We start from the raw sequence: 18,265 nt of genomic DNA on the forward strand, positions 1-18,265 counted from the left end.
AGAACCCGCACCCAGACCCCCCGCCGAGTCACCCAGTGCCAACCCCGCCGCCCGAGACCCCGCCGCCCCCGTCGCCCTCGCCAGCAGCGCCCCCGCGGCGCCCGCCCCCGCTCCCCACAGCGCGCCGAGCAGCACCGCCATGCCGAGCTGACCCCGAAGCCGGACCCCAGCGCCGAACGCGTCGAACCCCAGCACCGACAGCGAGGCGTCCACCGACACCTCCGTCAGCCAGGCGAGCAGCGGCAAGGCCAACGCGGTCGCGATGCCCAGCCGCACCGCGCACCGGCCCGCGAAACCGAGGGCTCCCGGATCCCGTGCGCCCTCGTCACTCACCCCCACCGGCGTCCGCACAGCGGTGAGCACCCCCGCCAACAGCATCATCAGCGCCGCCCCCACCCCCAGCAGCCACACCCGCCCGTCCAGTTCCGCCAGGTGCCCCAATGTCATCGACTGGTCGGAGTCCGAGTCGAGCAGCCGGTCGAGGGGGTCCGGGAGGAAGTTCGTCAGGACGCCCGTCGCCCGGCCGTCGAAGGGGACGAACAGGCCGACAGGGATCCCCAGCCACACCCCGTTCGGCGCCCCGAGCAGCGCCGCTCCGGCGATCCGCTTGGGGTGGTCGTCGCCGATCGCCGCGTACGCCGCCGCCGAGAGCCCCGCGGCCACCGCGACCAGCAGCACCGTCACGAGGGCGGAGACGGCCGGCCGTACGACGCGGTGCACCGCCTCCCAGCCGCGCGGCAGCGGCGTACGACGGGACGCCAGCAGCGCGATCAGCAGGATCCCGGCCGACCAGCCGAGCCCGCCGAGCAGCGTCGGTGCGGTGTCCACCGTGAAGCCGACCGCGGCCTTCGCGTCGATGAGGTTGCCGATCCGGTCCGGCAGCAGGCCACCGATGTCCCCGACGTCCCCCAGCCCGGGGATGTCGAGACCGCCGCCCCCGCCCCCGCCGGGCAGCTTGTCGAGCCCCAGTGCACCCCCGTCGATCGTGATGACGTCGTGCCCCGCCCAGGCCAGCCCGCCCATCATCACCGTGAACAGGACGACCACCGAGCTCGCGCGCGCGAGGAGTTCGGACGGCGCGATCACCGCCCCGGCCCCCCGCAGGGACCGTAGGAAGAACCAGGACAAAAGCACCGCACCGACCAGGCTGACACCCAGTGGCGTGATCTCGATGGCGGTCGCCGCCTGCGCCCCCGTCAGCCCGAACGCGGACACATCACCGGAGGGAGTCACCGAACCACCCGCCGCAAGGGCCACAACAGCCGCGGTCATCGGGCCCAGCGAGGCCGCGGAATCGGCCTCCAGCAGATGCAGTCCGAGCGCGGCCGCACCCGCCATCCCGATCAACGCCCAGCTCACGGCGGCTATGGCGGACAGCAGGATGTCTCCCCACGGCAGCCGCACGCCGTGCTTCGTGGTCTCGACGCCCCTGGACGCACTCATGGCAGACCCCCCGATCCGCGGCGCGGCCGAGACCGCGCTTGTCCCCCTCGCGTGGATTACCCACTCTCCGGGTCGGTTTCAACCCCGTCAACGGAACCGGCCGAAGCGCGCGAACGTGGTGTTCTCGGGGCTCGACTTTCGGTCATGAGGGGGATCCTGAAAGAGTTCCCGACGATGTTCGACATCCCTACACTCCCTGTGACGGGGGCAATGCGGGGGACTACTCAGTGGGGCTTGGAGTGCCGGAACTCGTACTGGAAGCAAATGGACGTACCTGGACGCTCGATCCGTCCAGGTCGTACAGCCTTGGACGCGATCCGCAGGGGGACATCGTGTTCGACGACGCCAGGGTGTCCTGGCGTCACGCCACGATCAGCTGGAGCGGGCGCAGTTGGGTCCTCCAGGACCACGGCAGCACCAACGGCACGTTCGTGCGGGGCCAGCGGATCCACGAGACGGAGATCGGCCCCGGCGCGGCGGTCCACCTGGGCAACGCGAGCGACGGCCCGCTGCTGAGCCTCTCCGGCACCGCGGCCTCGGATGTACAGCCGCAGCCCAGGCAGCAGCCGTACGCCGCGCAGAGCGCGAACCCGAGCTGGGCCCAGCAGACCCCGCACCAGGCCCCACAACAGACACCACAACAGGCCCCGCACCAGGCCCCGCACCAGGCCTCATCACAGGCCGCCCCGTCCGGCTGGCCGCAACCGCAGCCCCGGCAGCAGCCGCAGCCGCAGCCGCACTCGCATCCGTACTCGCACCAGCCGCCGCAGAAGATCCCGCAGCAGCAGGGCCCCGGGGCCGACGGGGGTGTCGGCGCGGGCGCGCCGCCGGTCTACGGCGACCGCAGTCCGACCACGTTCCACCAGTTCACCATCGGCCGCATCATGCGCATCGGCCGTGCCCTGGAGAACGACCTGGTCGTCTCCGACCTCCAGGTCTCCCGCAACCACGCCGAGTTCCACTCGATGCCCGACGGCCGCATGGAGATCCGCGACCTGGGCTCCCACAACGGCACCTACGTCAATGGCCAGCCGATCCCCAAGGGCGGCTCCACGCTGCTCGGCCCGAGCGACATCGTCGGCGTCGGCCACTCCACGTTCCGGATCGTCGGCGACCGCCTGGAGGAGTTCGTCGACACCGGCGAGGTCTCCTTCTCCGCCCGCCACCTGACCGTCACGGTCGACGGCGGCAAGCAGATCCTCAAGGACGTCTCCTTCGGGGTGCCGGAGAAGTCCCTGATCGCGGTCATCGGACCGTCCGGTTCCGGCAAGTCGACGCTGCTCAAGGCACTCACCGGCTACCGGCCGGCCAACCAGGGCGACGTCCTCTACGACAACCGCAACCTCTACAAGCAGTTCGCCGAGCTGCGCCAGCGCATCGGTCTGGTCCCGCAGGACGACATCCTGCACAAGGAGCTGACCGTCAAGAAGGCCCTCAAGTACGCGGCCAAGCTCCGCTTCCCCGCCGACACCACGAGCGAGGAGCGCGAGCACCGCATAGACGAGGTGCTGCGCGAGCTGAAGCTCGACATCCACCGGGAGAAGAAGGTCACCGCCCTCTCCGGCGGCCAGCGCAAGCGCGTCTCCGTGGCCCTGGAGCTGCTGACCAAGCCGTCCCTGATCTTCCTCGACGAGCCGACCTCCGGCCTCGACCCGGGCATGGACCGCGATGTCATGCAACTGCTGCGCGGCCTCGCCGACGACGGCCGTACGGTCCTCGTCGTCACCCATTCCGTGGCCGAGCTGGCCCTGTGCGACAAGCTGCTCGTCATGGCTCCTGGTGGCGCGGTCGCCTACTTCGGGCCGCCCGAGGAGGCGCTGAACTTCTTCGGCTACGACACCTGGGCCGACGTCTTCTCCGCCTTCGAGAACTACCGCGACTACGACTGGGCCGGACGCTGGAAGGGCTCGCAGCACTACCAGATGTACGCCGCGGACATAGACGCCGTTGCCCCGCAGTCCGTACAGATGCCTCCGATGCAGGGCATGAAGCCGCCGAAGCCGCAGCGTTGGACGGGCCAGTTCGGCACACTCGTGCGCCGCTATGTCTCGGTCATCGCGTCCGACAAGGGCTTTCTGGCCCTGACGGTGATCCTGCCGCTCGTCCTCGGCTCGGTGAGCCTGCTCATCGACTTCGGCGACAACCTGCTGCCCAAGCCGATCGACCCCAGGACCAGGCTTCCCGAGCCGAACAGCACGGCCACCACCGTCCTGCTGATCCTCGCGGTCGGCGCCTGCTTCGCCGGCGCGGCCAACTCCGTCCGCGAGCTGATCAAGGAACGGGTGATCTACGAGCGGGAGCGCGCCACCGGCCTGTCCCGCTCGGCGTACCTGATGTCCAAGGTGGTCGTACTGGGCGTGATCACCATCCTGCAAGGGCTGATGGTCGGCCTCATCGGCTTCGCCAGCCGCGGACTGCCGAAGGAAGGGCTGGTCCTCGGCAACGCCACCCTCGCGGAACTCTGCCTGCCGATCATGGGGCTCGGGTTCACCTCGATGATGTTCGGGCTGATCATCTCCGCCCTCGTGAAGACGTCCGAGAAGACCATGCCGCTGCTGGTCATGTTCGCGATCGTCCAGGTCGTCTTCACCGGCTGCCTGTTCCCCCTGCACGGCACCCTCGGTGTCAACGAGCTCTCGTATCTGATGCCGTCACGCTGGGCGGTCGCCGCCGCGGGCGCCACCTTGGACTTCAACAAGGTCAACCCGCCCGTCAAACCGGGCGACACGACCGACCCGCTGTGGAACCACGCGGTCAGCACCTGGGGCCTCAACATGATCGCCCTCATCGCCATCGGCGTCGTCTGCGGATTCCTCGTCTCCCGCTTCCTGCGCCGTCACGAGCCCGAGGTCATGCGCAAGTGATCACTGCTGTACGACGGCGAAGGGCGGCACCCCGACAGGGTGCCGCCCTTGTGCGTACGAGAGGTCCGCGCGACCTCAGTACGCGCTGTTCACGTTGTCCATCGAGCCGTACCTGTGGGCCGCGTAGTTCGCGGCGGCGGTGATGTTGGCGACCGGGTCGTAGATGTTCCAGGACGTGCCCGCGACGTGGTACGCCTGGAACGTCGGCGGGATGACCTGGAGCAGCCCCTTCGAGGGGATGCCGTTGATGGCGTTGATGTCCCAGTTGTTGATCGCGTTCGGGTTGCCCGAGGACTCCCGCATGATGTTGCGGTACAGACCGTTGTAGCTGCCCGGGATGCCCTTGGACTTCATGATGTCCAGGGACTGCTTGATCCAGCCGTCCAGGTTGTTGGCGTAGCTCCGGTGTACCGCGCGCTTGAGCTTGGCGCGGTGCGCGGCCCGGCTCGCGGCCTCCTTGGCCTTGCGGGCGTGCGCGGCCTTCTTGGCGGCGGCGGCCGCGGCGGCCTTCTTCTTCGCGGCGGTCGCGGCCTTGGCCTTGGCCTTCGCCTTCGCCGCAGCCTCTGCCTTCGCCTTCGCCTCGGCGGCCTTGCCCTGCAGAGCCTTGGCGGCGAGCTGCTCGCTGACGTCCGACTGGAGGCCCTTGAGCTGCTCGGAGGAGTACTTCACGGGGGCCGAGTAGGTGGCCGCCTCGGACGTCGTGGTCTCTGCGTTGCCAGGAACCGCGCTGAAGGCGATGGCGGCGGCACCGAGCGTCGCGACTCCGGCGACGGCGATCTTGTGGCGCTTCGTCAGCGCACGACTATGACCACGGGTGAAAGGAATCTTGGGCATGCGGGATGGACCTCTTCGAATAGCGCGGAGGTCGCTCGCTGTCCGGCGTCGGACACGGGTGCTTCCGGCACAAACGCCGCGGGGGGAACCCGCGGCGCTGAGCGACGTTGGCCATTCTTAGCTGGCGCAAAACCACCCGGCAAAGGTGTGACGTACGACCCCGGATAGTGGACCGGGGGAGGGCAAAACGGGACAGACCGGAACGTCTGCCCCGCTCATGCGTGAGGGTCTTTTCTCCTATTTCGGTTAGTACGTGATCTGCGCCCTATGTGCGGCCTCACATCGAGTGCACAGCCGCCTCACCGGTAGTTGCGGCCGCAATGCTCTGCGTGAGGGCCCTCCTGTGGCAGGAGGAGATGCACGTCCCCGAACTCGTGCCACAGGTAGTTCCGGCGCAGCGCCTCCTCGTACCCGCGGTCGATCGCCGCCCGCCCCGCGACCGCCTCCAGCATCAGCAGATGTGAGGCCTCCGGCTCGTGCAGCCCGGTCAGCAGCCCGTCCACCACCCGCACCCCGCGCTCCGGGGTCACGACGAGATCCGTCCACCCCGCACGCGCGCGTACGACCCCGTCGGCCCCGGCCGCCGACTCCACGGCCCGCACGGCCGTCGTGCCGACGGCGACGACCCGGCCGTCCCCGGCCTTCGCAGCGTTGATCAGCCGCGCGGAGGCCTCCGGCACCGAGAACCGCTCGGGATACGGCGGCTCGTGCGCCTCGGCCGAGGCCACCCCCGTGTGCAGCGTGACCGGCGCGAACTGCACACCCCGGCTCACCAGCTCCGCCACCAGCCGCGCGGTGAAGGGTCGCGCGGCACTGGGCATCTCCGCGCTGCCCGCTCCGTCGGGCGACGGCAGCGCGAACACCGTCTGGTAGACGGACAACGGCTGGTCCCGCTCCGTGTAGGAGTAGCGAATGGGCCGCCCGTGCTCCCGCAGCAGTCCCAGGACCTCCCCGCCGCACACCCGGGCCCACCACAGCCGCCCGCTCACCGCCTCCTCCAGGATCAGCCGCCCGCCCCCGGGCAGCCGTACCTCCGTCCCCGCGGGCCCGCCCGCCCGCGCACGCGTGGTGCCCCTACCGTCGGGATCCCGCAGCTCCACCGCCCACCGACCGTCGTCCCCGCGTGTGGAGAAGTGCACCACCACACGCGCGTGCCGGATCCGACCGTCGACGGCCGCGGCCAGCGTGGGGGAGGTGTTCACGACGAGCAGGTCCCCGGCCCGCAGCAGCCGAGGAAGCTCCCCGAAGGCGTGGTGCGACACCTCGGTGCTCCGCGACACCAGCAGCCGTACGGCGTCCCGGTCGAGCCCGGGTCCACGCTGCTCGGCGGGCACCCGCGCCGACAACTCCTCCGGTACGTGCACAGCGAGTGTCATCGCCCCTCCAGCAGCGACGGAGCCCCGTACCGCCCGCTCACCGGCCGCTCGTCCAGCAGCCGCAGAAACGCCGGCACCACACTCGCCGGCTCCGGCCGCGGGTCCTGGTCGTCCGGTACGGCCGCCGCGTACAGGTCCGTCGCCATGTCCCCGGGATCGACGGCCCACACCCGCAGCCGCGGCTCCTCCTCGCCCAGCACCGCCGTGAGGTGGTCCAGGGCGGCCTTCGACGCCCCGTAGCCGCCCCACGTCTCATAGGCCTCGGCGACGGCGTCCGAACTGACCGCGATCACCGTGCCGGCCTCCGAGGCCCGCAACAGCGGCAGGGCCCCCTGGACCAGGCCCAGCGCGGCCACGACGTTCACCTCCAGTGCGCGGCGCAGCCCGTCCAGAGGCAGCCCCTCGAGGCGCGTCAGCGGCTCGGCGCCCAGCGCGCTCGCGTTGTTCACCAGCAGATCGACGCCACCGAGTTTCCGGGCCGCCGCCACCAGCTCGGAGCGGTGCGCCGGATCCGTGACGTCACCGGGCACCGCCGTCACCCGGGTCCCGTGCCCGGCGAGCGCGGCCGCCGTCTCCTTCAGGACCTCCGCCGTCCTCGCGTCGAGCACCAGGTCCCAGCCCCGCGCGGCCAGCGCCTCGGCGAGCGCCCGCCCCAGCCCCTTCGAGGCCCCCGTGATGATCGCTACCGGCATGACACACGTCCCCTCGTCCTCCACGCCTCCTGATCGGCGTGCCCCCAACGTAGGAACGGGGCCGACCCGGCCGCCTCGGACGCGGGCCGCAAAGCGGTGAGGCCCTTCGCCCTAGGTCGCCCGCCCTAGCCGGGAGCCGTCACAGGTCCGATCCGCGCTGTCACACCCCGCCCGTACTCTGAGGGCATGAGTCAAGGCCCCCGGTCCGGCCTCGCCGCGGTGAGTTCCGCGCTCCTGGCCATGAGCAGGCACCTGGAAGTGCGTGACGTCCTCAAGACGATCGTCGCCTCGGCCCGCGAACTGCTCGACGCGCAGTACGCCGCCCTCGGCGTCCCGGACGACCACGGCGGCTTCGCCCAGTTCGTGGTCGACGGTGTCAGCGACGAGCAGTGGAAGGCCATCGGCCCGCTCCCGCGCCAGCACGGCATCCTCGCCGCGATGCTCCACGAGGCCACACCCGAGCGCCTGGCCGATGTCCGCAAGGACCCCCGCTTCGAGGGCTGGCCGTCCGCCCACCCCGACCTGGTCGACTTCCTGGGCCTGCCGATCCGCGACGGCGACGAGGTCATCGGCGCCTTGTTCCTCGCCAACAAGAACTGCCCCAAGCCTGAAGGAAGTTGTGGCTTCACCGAGGAGGACGAGGAACTCCTCTCGATCCTCGCCCAGCACGCCGCGATCGCCCTCACCAACGCCCGCCTCTACGAACGCAGCCGCGAGCTCACGATCGCCGAGGAGCGCTCCCGCCTGGCCCACGAACTGCACGACGCGGTCAGCCAGAAGCTCTTCTCCCTGCGCCTGACCGCCCAGGCCGCAGCCGCCCTCGTCGACCGCGACCCCTCCCGCGCCAAGGGCGAACTGCACCAGGTGGCCGTGCTCGCCGCCGAGGCCGCCGACGAACTGCGCGCCGCAGTCGTCGAGTTGCGCCCCGCCGCCCTGGACGAGGACGGCCTCACCGCCACCCTGCGCACCCAGATCCACGTCCTGGACCGCGCCCACACCGCGCGCGTGACCTTCGCCGCCCGTAACTTCCGCGCACTGCCGGCCGCCCAGGAGGAGGCCATGCTCCGCGTCGCCCAGGAGGCCCTGCACAACGCGCTGCGGCACTCGGGAGCAGAGCATGTCGACGTCACCCTGGACCGGCGCGGCAGCGGAGCCGTCCTGCGCGTCACGGACGACGGCTGCGGCTTCGAACCGAAGGCGATCCGCCGCGCGGGACGCCACCTCGGCCTGGTCTCCATGCGGGACCGCACCAGCGGGGTCGGCGGCACGCTGACCGTGGAATCGGCGCCCGGCAAGGGCACCACGATCGAGATGGAGGTCCCCGGTGGCTGACGCGATCAAGGTCCTGCTCGTCGACGACCACCAGGTCGTCCGCCGGGGACTGCGCACCTTCCTCGAAGTGCAGGACGACATAGCGGTCGTGGGCGAGGCCGCCGACGGCGCCGAGGGCGTCGCGCGCGCCGAGGAACTGAAGCCCGACGTCGTCCTCATGGACGTCAAGATGCCGGGCATGGACGGCATCGACGCCCTGCGCAAACTGCGCGAACTGAACAACCCCGCGCGCGTGCTGATCGTCACCAGCTTCACCGAACAGCGCACAATGGTCCCGGCCCTGCGCGCGGGCGCCGCCGGTTACGTCTACAAGGACATCGACCCCGACGCCCTCGCCGGCGCCATCCGCTCCGTGCACGCCGGGCACATCCTGCTCCAACCCGAGGTCGCGGGCGTCCTGTTGTCCCAGGAGGAGAACAACTCCGGCCAGGGCAGAGGCGGTTCGCTCACCGAGCGGGAGCGCGAGGTGCTCGGACTGATCGCGGACGGCCGCTCCAACCGGGAGATCGCCCGCGCGCTGGTCCTCTCCGAGAAGACCGTCAAGACGCACGTCTCGAACATCCTGATGAAACTCGACCTGGCAGACCGGACACAGGCGGCACTGTGGGCGGTTCGTCACGGATTGGCCGGTTGATCCCTCGGGTGCACGGCAATACGGAGGGTTCCGCTCCGGAGTGAGATTCATACCGTCGTGGGAATGTCCCCCGAATGGCGCATCCTTCGTGGAGGCCCGCCGTTCTCCAGTGCGTGCTGCGGCGAGTGCCGCGGCAATCGCTAGGGAGGGCTTAGAAGTGAAGAACCTGAAGAAGGCAGCGGCCGTGACGATGGTGGCCGGAGGGCTGATCGCCGCCGGTGCCGGTATGGCCTCCGCCACCGACGGGGCGCACGCCGACGGCAAGGCCGTGGGCTCGCCCGGCGTCATCTCGGGCAACCTCGTCCAGGCCCCGGTGCACGTCCCGGTGAACGCGGTCGGCAACAGCGTGAACGTCATCGGCGTGCTGAACCCCGCCTTCGGCAACCTCGGTCTCAACCACTGACGTCCCTCGCCGAGCGGGCAGTGACTTCGGCCTCCCGGGTGCCTCACGCACCCGGGAGGCCGGTCCGTTTGTGCACCCATGGTGCCGGACCGCGTACTCACCGCCGCCGCAGCCCAGCCCCACGCCGGTCACCGCACCCCTCGCTCCAACTCCTCCACGTACGCGTTGTAGGCGGCCACCTGTGCCCGCCGCCCCGTCCGCTCCACCGGGCGCAAGGCCTCCCCCCGAGCCCGCATCTCGGCGGAGCTCACCGCACCCCCGTGCCCCCTCTCGTGGGCCAGCGACACCAACAACCCCACCCGCTGAGCAAGCTCCAGCACCCGCACCGCCCTGGGCGGATACCCCGGCGCCAGCACCTCCCGCCCCCGCTCGGCCCGAGCCCGGTACGCCCCGATCGCCGCCTCCGCCACCGGCCCCGAAGCGGCCACGTCCAGCCGCGACAACACCTCCGTCGCCTCCCGCAAGGCCTCCGCGAGCTCCCGCTCGGCCTCACCCAGCGAGGGAACGTCCGCCGGCGGAGCCTCCCGCACCGGCAGCACCTGCCACACCACCTCGACATGCACATCACCCGCGGGCCCGGCCTCGTACACCTCCGGCACCAGGCCCAGCGCGGCGCCGTGACAGACCACCGCCTCCTCCGCCTCCAACGCCCGCGCGTTGAACTCCGGCGGACCGCTCAACCCCAGCGGATGCCCGGGCGCGGGCAGCGCCACCCGCAGTCCCGTCACGCCGAGCGACCGCAGCCGCCCCAGCGCCAGCGTCAGACCGACGGCCGCCGGCTCACCCGGCAGCCCCTCGACCCGGTGCACGGCATCGTCACCGACGATCGCCGACACGGCGTCGTCCGGCGAGACAAGTCCGGCCAAAAGACCGTTTCCCCAAGCGGCAAGGCGTCCAGAGCGCGGTTCCGAGAACATGCCCCCCAGCCTAAGGACCGGACCACTGGACGGGAGCCGCCGACCGGTGGCGTAGATTTCATCGAGGGCTGCGCCCAAAAGCGCGCACGCGCCAGCCGAGACGCCGACACCGGTCACACTGCAAGGGGAGACAACGCGCTCATGAGCGATGTTCTGGAGCTTCAGGACGTATCCGTGGTCCGCGAGGACCGGGCTCTGGTGGACCAGGTCTCCTGGTCGGTCAAAGAGGGCGAGCGATGGGTCATCCTCGGCCCCAACGGCGCCGGCAAGACCACGCTCCTGAACCTCGCGTCCAGCTACCTCTACCCCAGCAAGGGCACCGCCACCATCCTCGGCGAGACCCTCGGCAGGCCCGGCACCGACGTCTTCGAACTGCGCCCGCGCATCGGCATGGCCGGCATCGCCATGGCCGACAAGCTCCCCAAGCGCCAGACCGTCCTGGAGACCGTGCTGACGGCGGCGTACGGCATGACCGCCGGCTGGCAGGAGGAGTACGAGGAGATCGACGAGCAGCGCGCCCGCGCCTTCCTCGACCGCCTCGGCATGAGCGACTACCTGGACCGCAAGTTCGGCACCCTCTCCGAGGGCGAGCGCAAGCGCACCCTCATCGCCCGCGCCCTCATGACCGACCCCGAGCTCCTGCTTCTCGACGAGCCCGCCGCCGGCCTCGATCTCGGCGGCCGCGAGGACCTGGTCCGCCGCCTCGGCCGGCTCGCCCGCGACCCGATCGCCCCCTCGATGCTCATGGTCACCCACCATGTCGAGGAGATCGCCCCCGGCTTCACCCACGTCCTCATGATCCGTCAGGGCAGGGTGCTCGCCGCCGGTCCCCTGGAGCTCGAACTCACCTCCCGCAACCTCTCCATGTGCTTCGGCCTCCCCCTTGTCGTCGAGCAGGTCGGCGAGCGCTGGACCGCACAGGGCCTTCCGCTGTCGTGATCACGTGAAGTCCCCGCAAAAACAAGGGTAAGAAGCCCGTCCCGCGCCATCGCGCCCTGTCCGCGGCGGTACCCCCGGACCTACCATGACCATGTGAACGACATCGACGCATGGGTGTGGTGGCTCGTCGGCGCGGCAGCGCTCGGAATCCCGCTCGTGGTGACCGCGATGCCGGAGTTCGGCATGCTCGCGGCGGGCGCCTTCGCCGCCGCGATCGCGGCCGGACTCGGCGGTGACGTCGTCGTCCAGGTGCTCGTGTTCGCCGTCGTCTCGGTGGCCCTCATCGCCGTCGTACGGCCCATCGCGACCCGGCATCGCTCCCAGCGGCCCCAACTCGCCACGGGTATCGACGCGTTGAGGGGCAAACAGGCCGTCGTCCTGGAGCGTGTCGACAGCACGGGTGGCCGGATCAAGCTCGCCGGCGAAGTCTGGTCCGCCCGCTCTCTCGACACCGGCCGTGCCTTCGAAGTAGGCCAGGAAGTGGATGTCGTGGACATCGAGGGAGCCACGGCGATCATCATGTGACCTCGCAGGATGCAACTGAACCGAACGCACCACGAGTTGTGCGACGGTCTGTCAGACTCGACCAGCAAGATCTTCAACAACCATAAGATCTTCCGAGAACGCCGAGGCAGAGAAGGGCACGGGGAGCACGATGGAACCGGTCATCATCGTCTTGATCATCCTGGTGGTGTTGGTCTTCATCGCCCTGATCAAGACGATCCAGGTCATCCCGCAGGCGAGCGCCGCGATTGTCGAGCGCTTCGGCCGCTACACGCGGACGCTCAACGCGGGACTCAACATCGTCGTCCCGTTCATAGACACCATCCGCAACCGCATCGACCTGCGTGAACAGGTCGTCCCCTTCCCGCCGCAGCCGGTGATCACCCAGGACAACCTGGTCGTCAACATCGACACGGTCATCTATTACCAGGTCACCGACGCCCGGGCGGCGACCTACGAGGTCGCCAGCTACATCCAGGCGATCGAGCAGCTCACCGTCACCACCCTCCGCAACATCATCGGCGGCATGGACCTGGAGCGGACCCTGACCTCCCGCGAGGAGATCAACGCGGCCCTGCGCGGCGTCCTCGACGAGGCCACCGGCAAGTGGGGCATCCGCGTCAACCGCGTGGAACTGAAGGCCATCGAGCCCCCGACCTCCATCCAGGACTCGATGGAGAAGCAGATGCGCGCCGACCGTGACAAGCGCGCCGCGATCCTCACCGCCGAAGGTACGCGCCAGGCCGCGATCCTCACGGCCGAGGGTGAGAAGCAGTCCCAGATCCTGCGCGCCGAGGGTGAGGCCAAGGCCGCCGCCCTCCGCGCCGAAGGCGAAGCCCAGGCCGTCCGCACGGTCTTCGAGGCGATCCACGCCGGAGACCCGGACCAGAAGCTCCTCTCCTACCAGTACCTCCAGATGCTCCCGAAGATCGCCGAGGGCGACGCCAACAAGCTCTGGATCGTCCCCAGCGAAATCGGCGACGCCCTCAAGGGCCTCTCCGGAGCGATGGGCAACTTCGGCAACTTCGGCGGCGGTTCGGGCGCAGGCAACGGCGGCTCGGAACGCCGGGAAACCCCGAAGATCGACTGACAGAGCCGTGAACACAAGGTTCCCCGCACCCACCCAGGGGCGCGGGGAACTGCGCGACAGGCCACGACGAACCGTCAGCCGCAACCCAACCGATCCCGGCAGACGACTAGGCGGCCTCTCCAGCCAGCCAATCCGGCAACGCCGAGAAGTCCTCGTGCCCCAGCGACAACAGCATCGCGTCCGCCGGAGTGGGCTCGAACGGCTCCCGCAGCAACGGCATCCCCGCCTCCGCCGGAGTCCGGTTCGCCTTGCGGTGGTTGTCCTCCGCGCAGGAGGCCACCGTGTTCAGCCAGGTGTCCTGACCACCCTGCGACCGCGGCACCACGTGGTCCACGGTCGTCGCCCGCCGCCCGCAGTACGCGCACCTGTGCCGGTCACGCACCAGAACACCCCGCCGCGACCACGGGGCTTGTCTTCGGAAGGGCACCCGCACATACCTGCACAACCTGATCACCCGGGGCGCCGGTATGTCGACCGCGGCTCCGCGCATGCGCAGTTCGGGGTGGGACTGCTCGACGACGGCCTTGTCCTGAAGCACCAGAACGACGGCTCGGTTCAACGTCACCGTCGACAGCGGCTCGAAGCTCGCGTTCAGTACCAGCGTGTCCCGCATGTCAGCCCACCTCCCATGTGCACCGTCCCACCCCCTGGCGGGCTTGGGCTTGGATCAACTCTGGCCGGGCACGCCGAGATGGACAACGCAATAAAAAAGTGCCCGCCTCTGATCAATTCCAAGACCAGAGGCGGGCAAACGCCCGATGAACGTCAGTCTTCGGCGGGCACCTCGTACTCACCGATCAACTGGGCCCGCGCGACGGTGTGGAACCGCAGGTTGAAGCCCACATAAGCAGGCGACGCATCGGCATCCGGCCCGAGCTTCTCCTGGTCCACGGCGTACACGGTGAAGACGTACCGGTGCGGCCCGTCCCCGGCCGGCGGAGCGGCCCCACCGAAGTCCTTCGACCCGTAGTCGTTCCGCGCCTGTACGGCACCCTCCGGCAGCCCCTCGAACTTGCCGCTGCCCGCACCGACCGGCAGCTCGGTCACCGAGGCCGGGATGTCGAACACGACCCAGTGCCAGAACCCGCTGCCCGTAGGCGCGTCGGGGTCGTAACAGGTCACGGCGAAGCTCTTGGTCTCCGGCGGGAAGCCCTCCCAGCGCAGCTGCGGAGAGGTGTTGCCGGCCGCGTAGACCTGAGCGTCCTTGAGCGTGCCGCCCTCCTGTACGTCCTCGCTCGTCACCGTGAACGACGGGACGGGCGGATGGAAGTCATGGGGGAGCGGACGCCGCTTGAGCTCGGTCACCTCGGTACCTCCTGATCGATTACCGGAATCAGCAGTTCCCGAGCCTAGAACCAGTTGCGCCTGCTGCCGACCTCGGACAGCCACTGGTTGAGGTAGGCGGCCCAGTCGGTGCTCTGGTAGTCGTGCAGCCCCACCTGGAAGGACCGGAACGTGTCACTGCCCTCGCTGAACAGCCCCGGCTTCTTGTCCATCTCCAGCACGACGTCCATCGCGTTGCCGTCCGCGACGAAGCTCAACTCGACCTGGTTGAGCCCGCGGTACTGCTGCGGCGGGAAGAACTCGATCTCCTGGTAGAACGGCAGCTGCTGCCGCGTCCCCCGGATGTGGCCGCGCTCCAGGTCCGCGTTCTTGAAGCGGAAGCCCAGCTGCATGAAGGCGTCCAGGATCGCCTTCTGCGCCGGCAGCGGGTGCACGTTGACGGGGTCCAGGTCACCGGAGTCCACGGCACGCGCGATCGCCAGCTCGGTCGTCACGCCGACGTTCATACCGCGCAGCGTCTGGCCGTCGATCATCGTGATCGGCGTCTCCCAGGGAATCTCCAGACCGAACGGCACCGCGTGTACCGCGTTCGCCTGAAGCGTGAAGGCACCGCCGAGCGAGACCTTCGTGAACTCGATGTCCTGCTTGTACTCCTGGTCGCCGCTCTCGACCTCGACCTTGGCCTGGAGCCCGACCGACAGCCCCTCGATCTCCTGGTCGACGGATCCACCCTGGATCCGCACCTCGCCCTGGACGACACCACCCGGGACGACGTTGACCTCGGTCAGCACCGTCTCCACCGAAGCCCCGCCGGCCCCCAGGCTCGCGAGCAGCTTCTTGAACGCCATGTCTCTCCTCTTAGAACGCGCGGATTCCTGATCCCTACAAACGCGATCCGGCCGTGGTCGGTTCCGCGCCCTCACCCTGGCAAGCGGACGAACCCTTGGCCACCCCTTGGCACACACCCGTCTGGACTACGCTCGTACGCCATGATCACGCCCCCGGACCGTACGCCACTGCCACGAGAGTTCTTCGACCGCCCCGTACTGGAAGTCGCCCCCGACCTCCTCGGCCGCACCCTCGTCCGTACGACCCCGGACGGCCCGATCGTGGTGCGCCTCACGGAGGTCGAGGCGTACGACGGTCCGAACGACCCCGGCTCCCACGCCTATCGCGGCCGCACGGCCCGCAACGACGTGATGTTCGGTCCGCCCGGGCATGTGTACGTCTACTTCACCTACGGCATGTGGTTCTGCATGAACCTGGTGTGCGGACCGGAAGGCCGGGCGAGCGCCGTCCTGCTCCGCGCCGGCGAGGTCCTCGAAGGCGCCGAGCTGGCACGCAAACGTCGACTCTCGGCCCGAAATGACAAGGAACTGGCCAAAGGGCCGGCCCGTCTGGCCACGGCCCTCGGCGTGGACCGGGCCCTGGACGGTACGGACGCCTGCGACCCGGGCGAGACCCCGCTGAGGGTGCTCACCGGCACTCCGGTCGCCTCCGACCAGGTACTCAACGGTCCGCGAACCGGAGTGGCCGGCGACGGAGGCGTCCACCCCTGGCGGTTCTGGGTCGCCAACGACCCGACAGTGAGCCCCTATCGCGCGCATGCCCCGAGGCGGCGCTCAAGTTGACTCGCTCTTGGAAGGTGCGTAACGTGGCCCGAGCCGCTTGACCCGGTTACGGCGATCGCCAGCAGCCGAGAGCGGCCAAACCACTACCTACGACATCCCCTCAGCGGGGGCGATTTCGGCGTGCCCGCACGCCCGAATTCGAACTCGCGGAACTCGATTATGAGTTGCCGAGGGAATCGGCTAACGTAGTGAATGTCGAAAGGCCCCGCCGACAGGGAATCAGGCCCGAAAGGATCTGATAGAGTCGGAAACGCAAGACCGAAGGGAAACTGCCCGGAGGAAAGCCCGAGAGGGTGAGTACAAAGGAAGCGTCCGTTCCTTGAGAACTCAACAGCGTGCCAAAAATCAACGCCAGATATGTTGATACCCCGTCTCCAGCATCTGCTGGGACGAGGTTCCTTTGAAATAAACACAGCGAGGACGCTGTGAACGACCGCCTTATTCCGGTGGTTGTTCCGCTCTCGTGTGTGTGCACCCGATTACGGGTAAACATTCACGGAGAGTTTGATCCTGGCTCAGGACGAACGCTGGCGGCGTGCTTAACACATGCAAGTCGAACGATGAACCACTTCGGTGGGGATTAGTGGCGAACGGGTGAGTAACACGTGGGCAATCTGCCCTTCACTCTGGGACAAGCCCTGGAAACGGGGTCTAATACCGGATACCACTCGCACGGGCATCTGTGCGGGTTGAAAGCTCCGGCGGTGAAGGATGAGCCCGCGGCCTATCAGCTTGTTGGTGAGGTAATGGCTCACCAAGGCGACGACGGGTAGCCGGCCTGAGAGGGCGACCGGCCACACTGGGACTGAGACACGGCCCAGACTCCTACGGGAGGCAGCAGTGGGGAATATTGCACAATGGGCGAAAGCCTGATGCAGCGACGCCGCGTGAGGGATGACGGCCTTCGGGTTGTAAACCTCTTTCAGCAGGGAAGAAGCGAAAGTGACGGTACCTGCAGAAGAAGCGCCGGCTAACTACGTGCCAGCAGCCGCGGTAATACGTAGGGCGCAAGCGTTGTCCGGAATTATTGGGCGTAAAGAGCTCGTAGGCGGCTTGTCACGTCGGGTGTGAAAGCCCGGGGCTTAACCCCGGGTCTGCATTCGATACGGGCTAGCTAGAGTGTGGTAGGGGAGATCGGAATTCCTGGTGTAGCGGTGAAATGCGCAGATATCAGGAGGAACACCGGTGGCGAAGGCGGATCTCTGGGCCATTACTGACGCTGAGGAGCGAAAGCGTGGGGAGCGAACAGGATTAGATACCCTGGTAGTCCACGCCGTAAACGGTGGGAACTAGGTGTTGGCGACATTCCACGTCGTCGGTGCCGCAGCTAACGCATTAAGTTCCCCGCCTGGGGAGTACGGCCGCAAGGCTAAAACTCAAAGGAATTGACGGGGGCCCGCACAAGCAGCGGAGCATGTGGCTTAATTCGACGCAACGCGAAGAACCTTACCAAGGCTTGACATACACCGGAAAGCATCAGAGATGGTGCCCCCCTTGTGGTCGGTGTACAGGTGGTGCATGGCTGTCGTCAGCTCGTGTCGTGAGATGTTGGGTTAAGTCCCGCAACGAGCGCAACCCTTGTCCTGTGTTGCCAGCATGCCCTTCGGGGTGATGGGGACTCACAGGAGACCGCCGGGGTCAACTCGGAGGAAGGTGGGGACGACGTCAAGTCATCATGCCCCTTATGTCTTGGGCTGCACACGTGCTACAATGGCAGGTACAATGAGCTGCGATACCGTGAGGTGGAGCGAATCTCAAAAAGCCTGTCTCAGTTCGGATTGGGGTCTGCAACTCGACCCCATGAAGTCGGAGTTGCTAGTAATCGCAGATCAGCATTGCTGCGGTGAATACGTTCCCGGGCCTTGTACACACCGCCCGTCACGTCACGAAAGTCGGTAACACCCGAAGCCGGTGGCCCAACCCCCTTGTGGGGAGGGAGCTGTCGAAGGTGGGACTGGCGATTGGGACGAAGTCGTAACAAGGTAGCCGTACCGGAAGGTGCGGCTGGATCACCTCCTTTCTAAGGAGCATCTAGGCCGCCAAGCTTGCTTGGTGGTCCAGGGCCATTACGCAGGCAAACGTTCTGCGGTGGTTGCTCATGGGTGGAACGTTGATTATTCGGCACTTTCAGTCATCTCGGGCTGCCAGTACTGCTCTTCGGAGCGTGGAAAGCTGATCACGAGTGGCGAGGGTGTCGGGCACGCTGTTGGGTGTCTGAGGGAATGAACCCCCTCTGATACCGGCCCCGGTGAAGCATCGCGTAAGTGGTGTGTGACGGGTGGCTGGTCGTTGTTTGAGAACTGCACAGTGGACGCGAGCATC

At 68.4% G+C, this 18,265-nt stretch carries 15 protein-coding genes, 1 rRNA gene and 1 pseudogene; 9 read left to right on the forward strand and 8 right to left on the reverse strand.

Going from position 1 to position 18,265, the window contains the following annotated elements; translation table 11 throughout:
• Nucleotides 1–9: 9 nt before the first annotated feature.
• A pseudogene (locus tag D1369_RS43460) lies at nt 10–1,443 on the reverse strand (streptophobe family protein); the annotation flags it as partial.
• Between the two features lie 239 nt (nt 1,444–1,682).
• Here D1369_RS43460 and D1369_RS31890 point away from each other — a divergent pair.
• Entirely contained in the window at nt 1,683–4,307 is a 2,625-nt protein-coding gene (locus D1369_RS31890; protein ID WP_007381082.1) for an FHA domain-containing protein, read from the forward strand.
• Nucleotides 4,308–4,382: 75 nt separating this feature from the next.
• Here the strand turns inward: D1369_RS31890 and D1369_RS31895 are convergent, their stop codons facing one another.
• The 3 genes from D1369_RS31895 to D1369_RS31905 form a co-directional block, all read right to left on the reverse strand.
• On the reverse strand, nt 4,383–5,141 hold the full coding sequence (locus D1369_RS31895) for a transglycosylase SLT domain-containing protein (protein ID WP_007381081.1): 759 nt from the start codon (nt 5,139–5,141) through the stop codon (nt 4,383–4,385).
• Between the two features lie 299 nt (nt 5,142–5,440).
• Nucleotides 5,441–6,517 carry an S-adenosylmethionine:tRNA ribosyltransferase-isomerase gene (locus D1369_RS31900; RefSeq protein ID WP_007381080.1) on the reverse strand — a complete coding sequence of 359 codons (1,077 nt, stop codon included), beginning with the start codon at nt 6,515–6,517 and terminating at the stop codon, nt 5,441–5,443.
• Nucleotides 6,514–7,209, reverse strand: a complete 696-nt coding sequence (locus tag D1369_RS31905) for an SDR family NAD(P)-dependent oxidoreductase (protein WP_037903184.1) — start codon at nt 7,207–7,209, stop codon at nt 6,514–6,516. Before D1369_RS31905 ends, D1369_RS31900 begins: the two co-directional genes overlap by 4 nt.
• A 186-nt stretch (nt 7,210–7,395) precedes the next feature.
• Between D1369_RS31905 and D1369_RS31910 the strand changes: the two genes are divergently transcribed.
• The 3 genes from D1369_RS31910 (at nt 7,396) to chpE (ending at nt 9,578) form a co-directional block, all read left to right on the forward strand.
• Nucleotides 7,396–8,541 carry a GAF domain-containing sensor histidine kinase gene (locus D1369_RS31910; protein WP_007381078.1) on the forward strand — a complete coding sequence of 382 codons (1,146 nt, stop codon included), beginning with the start codon at nt 7,396–7,398 and terminating at the stop codon, nt 8,539–8,541.
• On the forward strand, nt 8,534–9,175 hold the full coding sequence (locus D1369_RS31915; protein ID WP_007381077.1) for a response regulator transcription factor: 642 nt from the start codon (nt 8,534–8,536) through the stop codon (nt 9,173–9,175). The genes D1369_RS31910 and D1369_RS31915 overlap by 8 nt, the downstream gene beginning before the upstream one ends.
• Nucleotides 9,176–9,332: 157 nt before the next feature.
• Nucleotides 9,333–9,578, forward strand: coding sequence for a chaplin ChpE (gene chpE, locus D1369_RS31920; RefSeq protein WP_007381076.1), 246 nt, complete (start codon nt 9,333–9,335; stop codon nt 9,576–9,578).
• A 128-nt stretch (nt 9,579–9,706) separates the two neighbouring features.
• Here chpE and D1369_RS31925 read toward each other — a convergent pair whose 3' ends face one another.
• A complete protein-coding gene (locus D1369_RS31925) occupies nt 9,707–10,495 on the reverse strand; it encodes a hypothetical protein (protein ID WP_082319550.1) in 789 nt (262 codons plus the stop codon).
• A gap of 141 nt (nt 10,496–10,636) precedes the next feature.
• Between D1369_RS31925 and D1369_RS31930 the strand changes: the two genes are divergently transcribed.
• The 3 genes from D1369_RS31930 (at nt 10,637) to D1369_RS31940 (ending at nt 13,028) form a co-directional block, all read left to right on the forward strand.
• Nucleotides 10,637–11,434: an ABC transporter ATP-binding protein gene (locus D1369_RS31930; RefSeq protein ID WP_007381074.1), complete on the forward strand. Its 798-nt coding sequence runs from the start codon at nt 10,637–10,639 to the stop codon at nt 11,432–11,434.
• A gap of 93 nt (nt 11,435–11,527) precedes the next feature.
• Nucleotides 11,528–11,959: an NfeD family protein gene (locus tag D1369_RS31935; protein ID WP_007381073.1), complete on the forward strand. Its 432-nt coding sequence runs from the start codon at nt 11,528–11,530 to the stop codon at nt 11,957–11,959.
• A 130-nt stretch (nt 11,960–12,089) separates the two neighbouring features.
• On the forward strand, nt 12,090–13,028 hold the full coding sequence (locus D1369_RS31940; protein ID WP_007381072.1) for an SPFH domain-containing protein: 939 nt from the start codon (nt 12,090–12,092) through the stop codon (nt 13,026–13,028).
• Between the two features lie 106 nt (nt 13,029–13,134).
• Here the strand turns inward: D1369_RS31940 and D1369_RS31945 are convergent, their stop codons facing one another.
• The 3 genes from D1369_RS31945 to D1369_RS31955 all read right to left on the reverse strand — a co-directional run bounded on the left by D1369_RS31945 (nt 13,135) and on the right by D1369_RS31955 (nt 15,160).
• Nucleotides 13,135–13,641, reverse strand: coding sequence for an HNH endonuclease (locus tag D1369_RS31945; protein WP_007381071.1), 507 nt, complete (start codon nt 13,639–13,641; stop codon nt 13,135–13,137).
• 152 nt (nt 13,642–13,793) lie between these two features.
• Nucleotides 13,794–14,333, reverse strand: coding sequence for a YbhB/YbcL family Raf kinase inhibitor-like protein (locus tag D1369_RS31950; RefSeq protein WP_007381070.1), 540 nt, complete (start codon nt 14,331–14,333; stop codon nt 13,794–13,796).
• A gap of 44 nt (nt 14,334–14,377) precedes the next feature.
• The gene (locus tag D1369_RS31955) at nt 14,378–15,160 is read right to left on the reverse strand and encodes a sporulation protein (protein WP_007381069.1); all 783 of its coding nucleotides are present in this window, start codon (nt 15,158–15,160) and stop codon (nt 14,378–14,380) included.
• A 141-nt stretch (nt 15,161–15,301) separates the two neighbouring features.
• Here D1369_RS31955 and D1369_RS31960 point away from each other — a divergent pair, with 141 nt between their 5' ends.
• Both D1369_RS31960 and D1369_RS31970 read left to right on the forward strand, forming a co-directional pair.
• Nucleotides 15,302–15,943 (forward strand): DNA-3-methyladenine glycosylase, encoded by a 642-nt coding sequence (locus tag D1369_RS31960; RefSeq protein ID WP_007381068.1) that lies wholly within the window; start codon nt 15,302–15,304, stop codon nt 15,941–15,943.
• Nucleotides 15,944–16,435: 492 nt separating this feature from the next.
• Nucleotides 16,436–17,963, forward strand: a 16S ribosomal RNA gene (locus tag D1369_RS31970).
• Nucleotides 17,964–18,265: the final 302 nt, after the last annotated feature.

The sequence above is a fragment of the Streptomyces sp. CC0208 genome (genome assembly GCF_003443735.1).
Lineage (GTDB): Bacteria > Actinomycetota > Actinomycetes > Streptomycetales > Streptomycetaceae > Streptomyces > Streptomyces sviceus.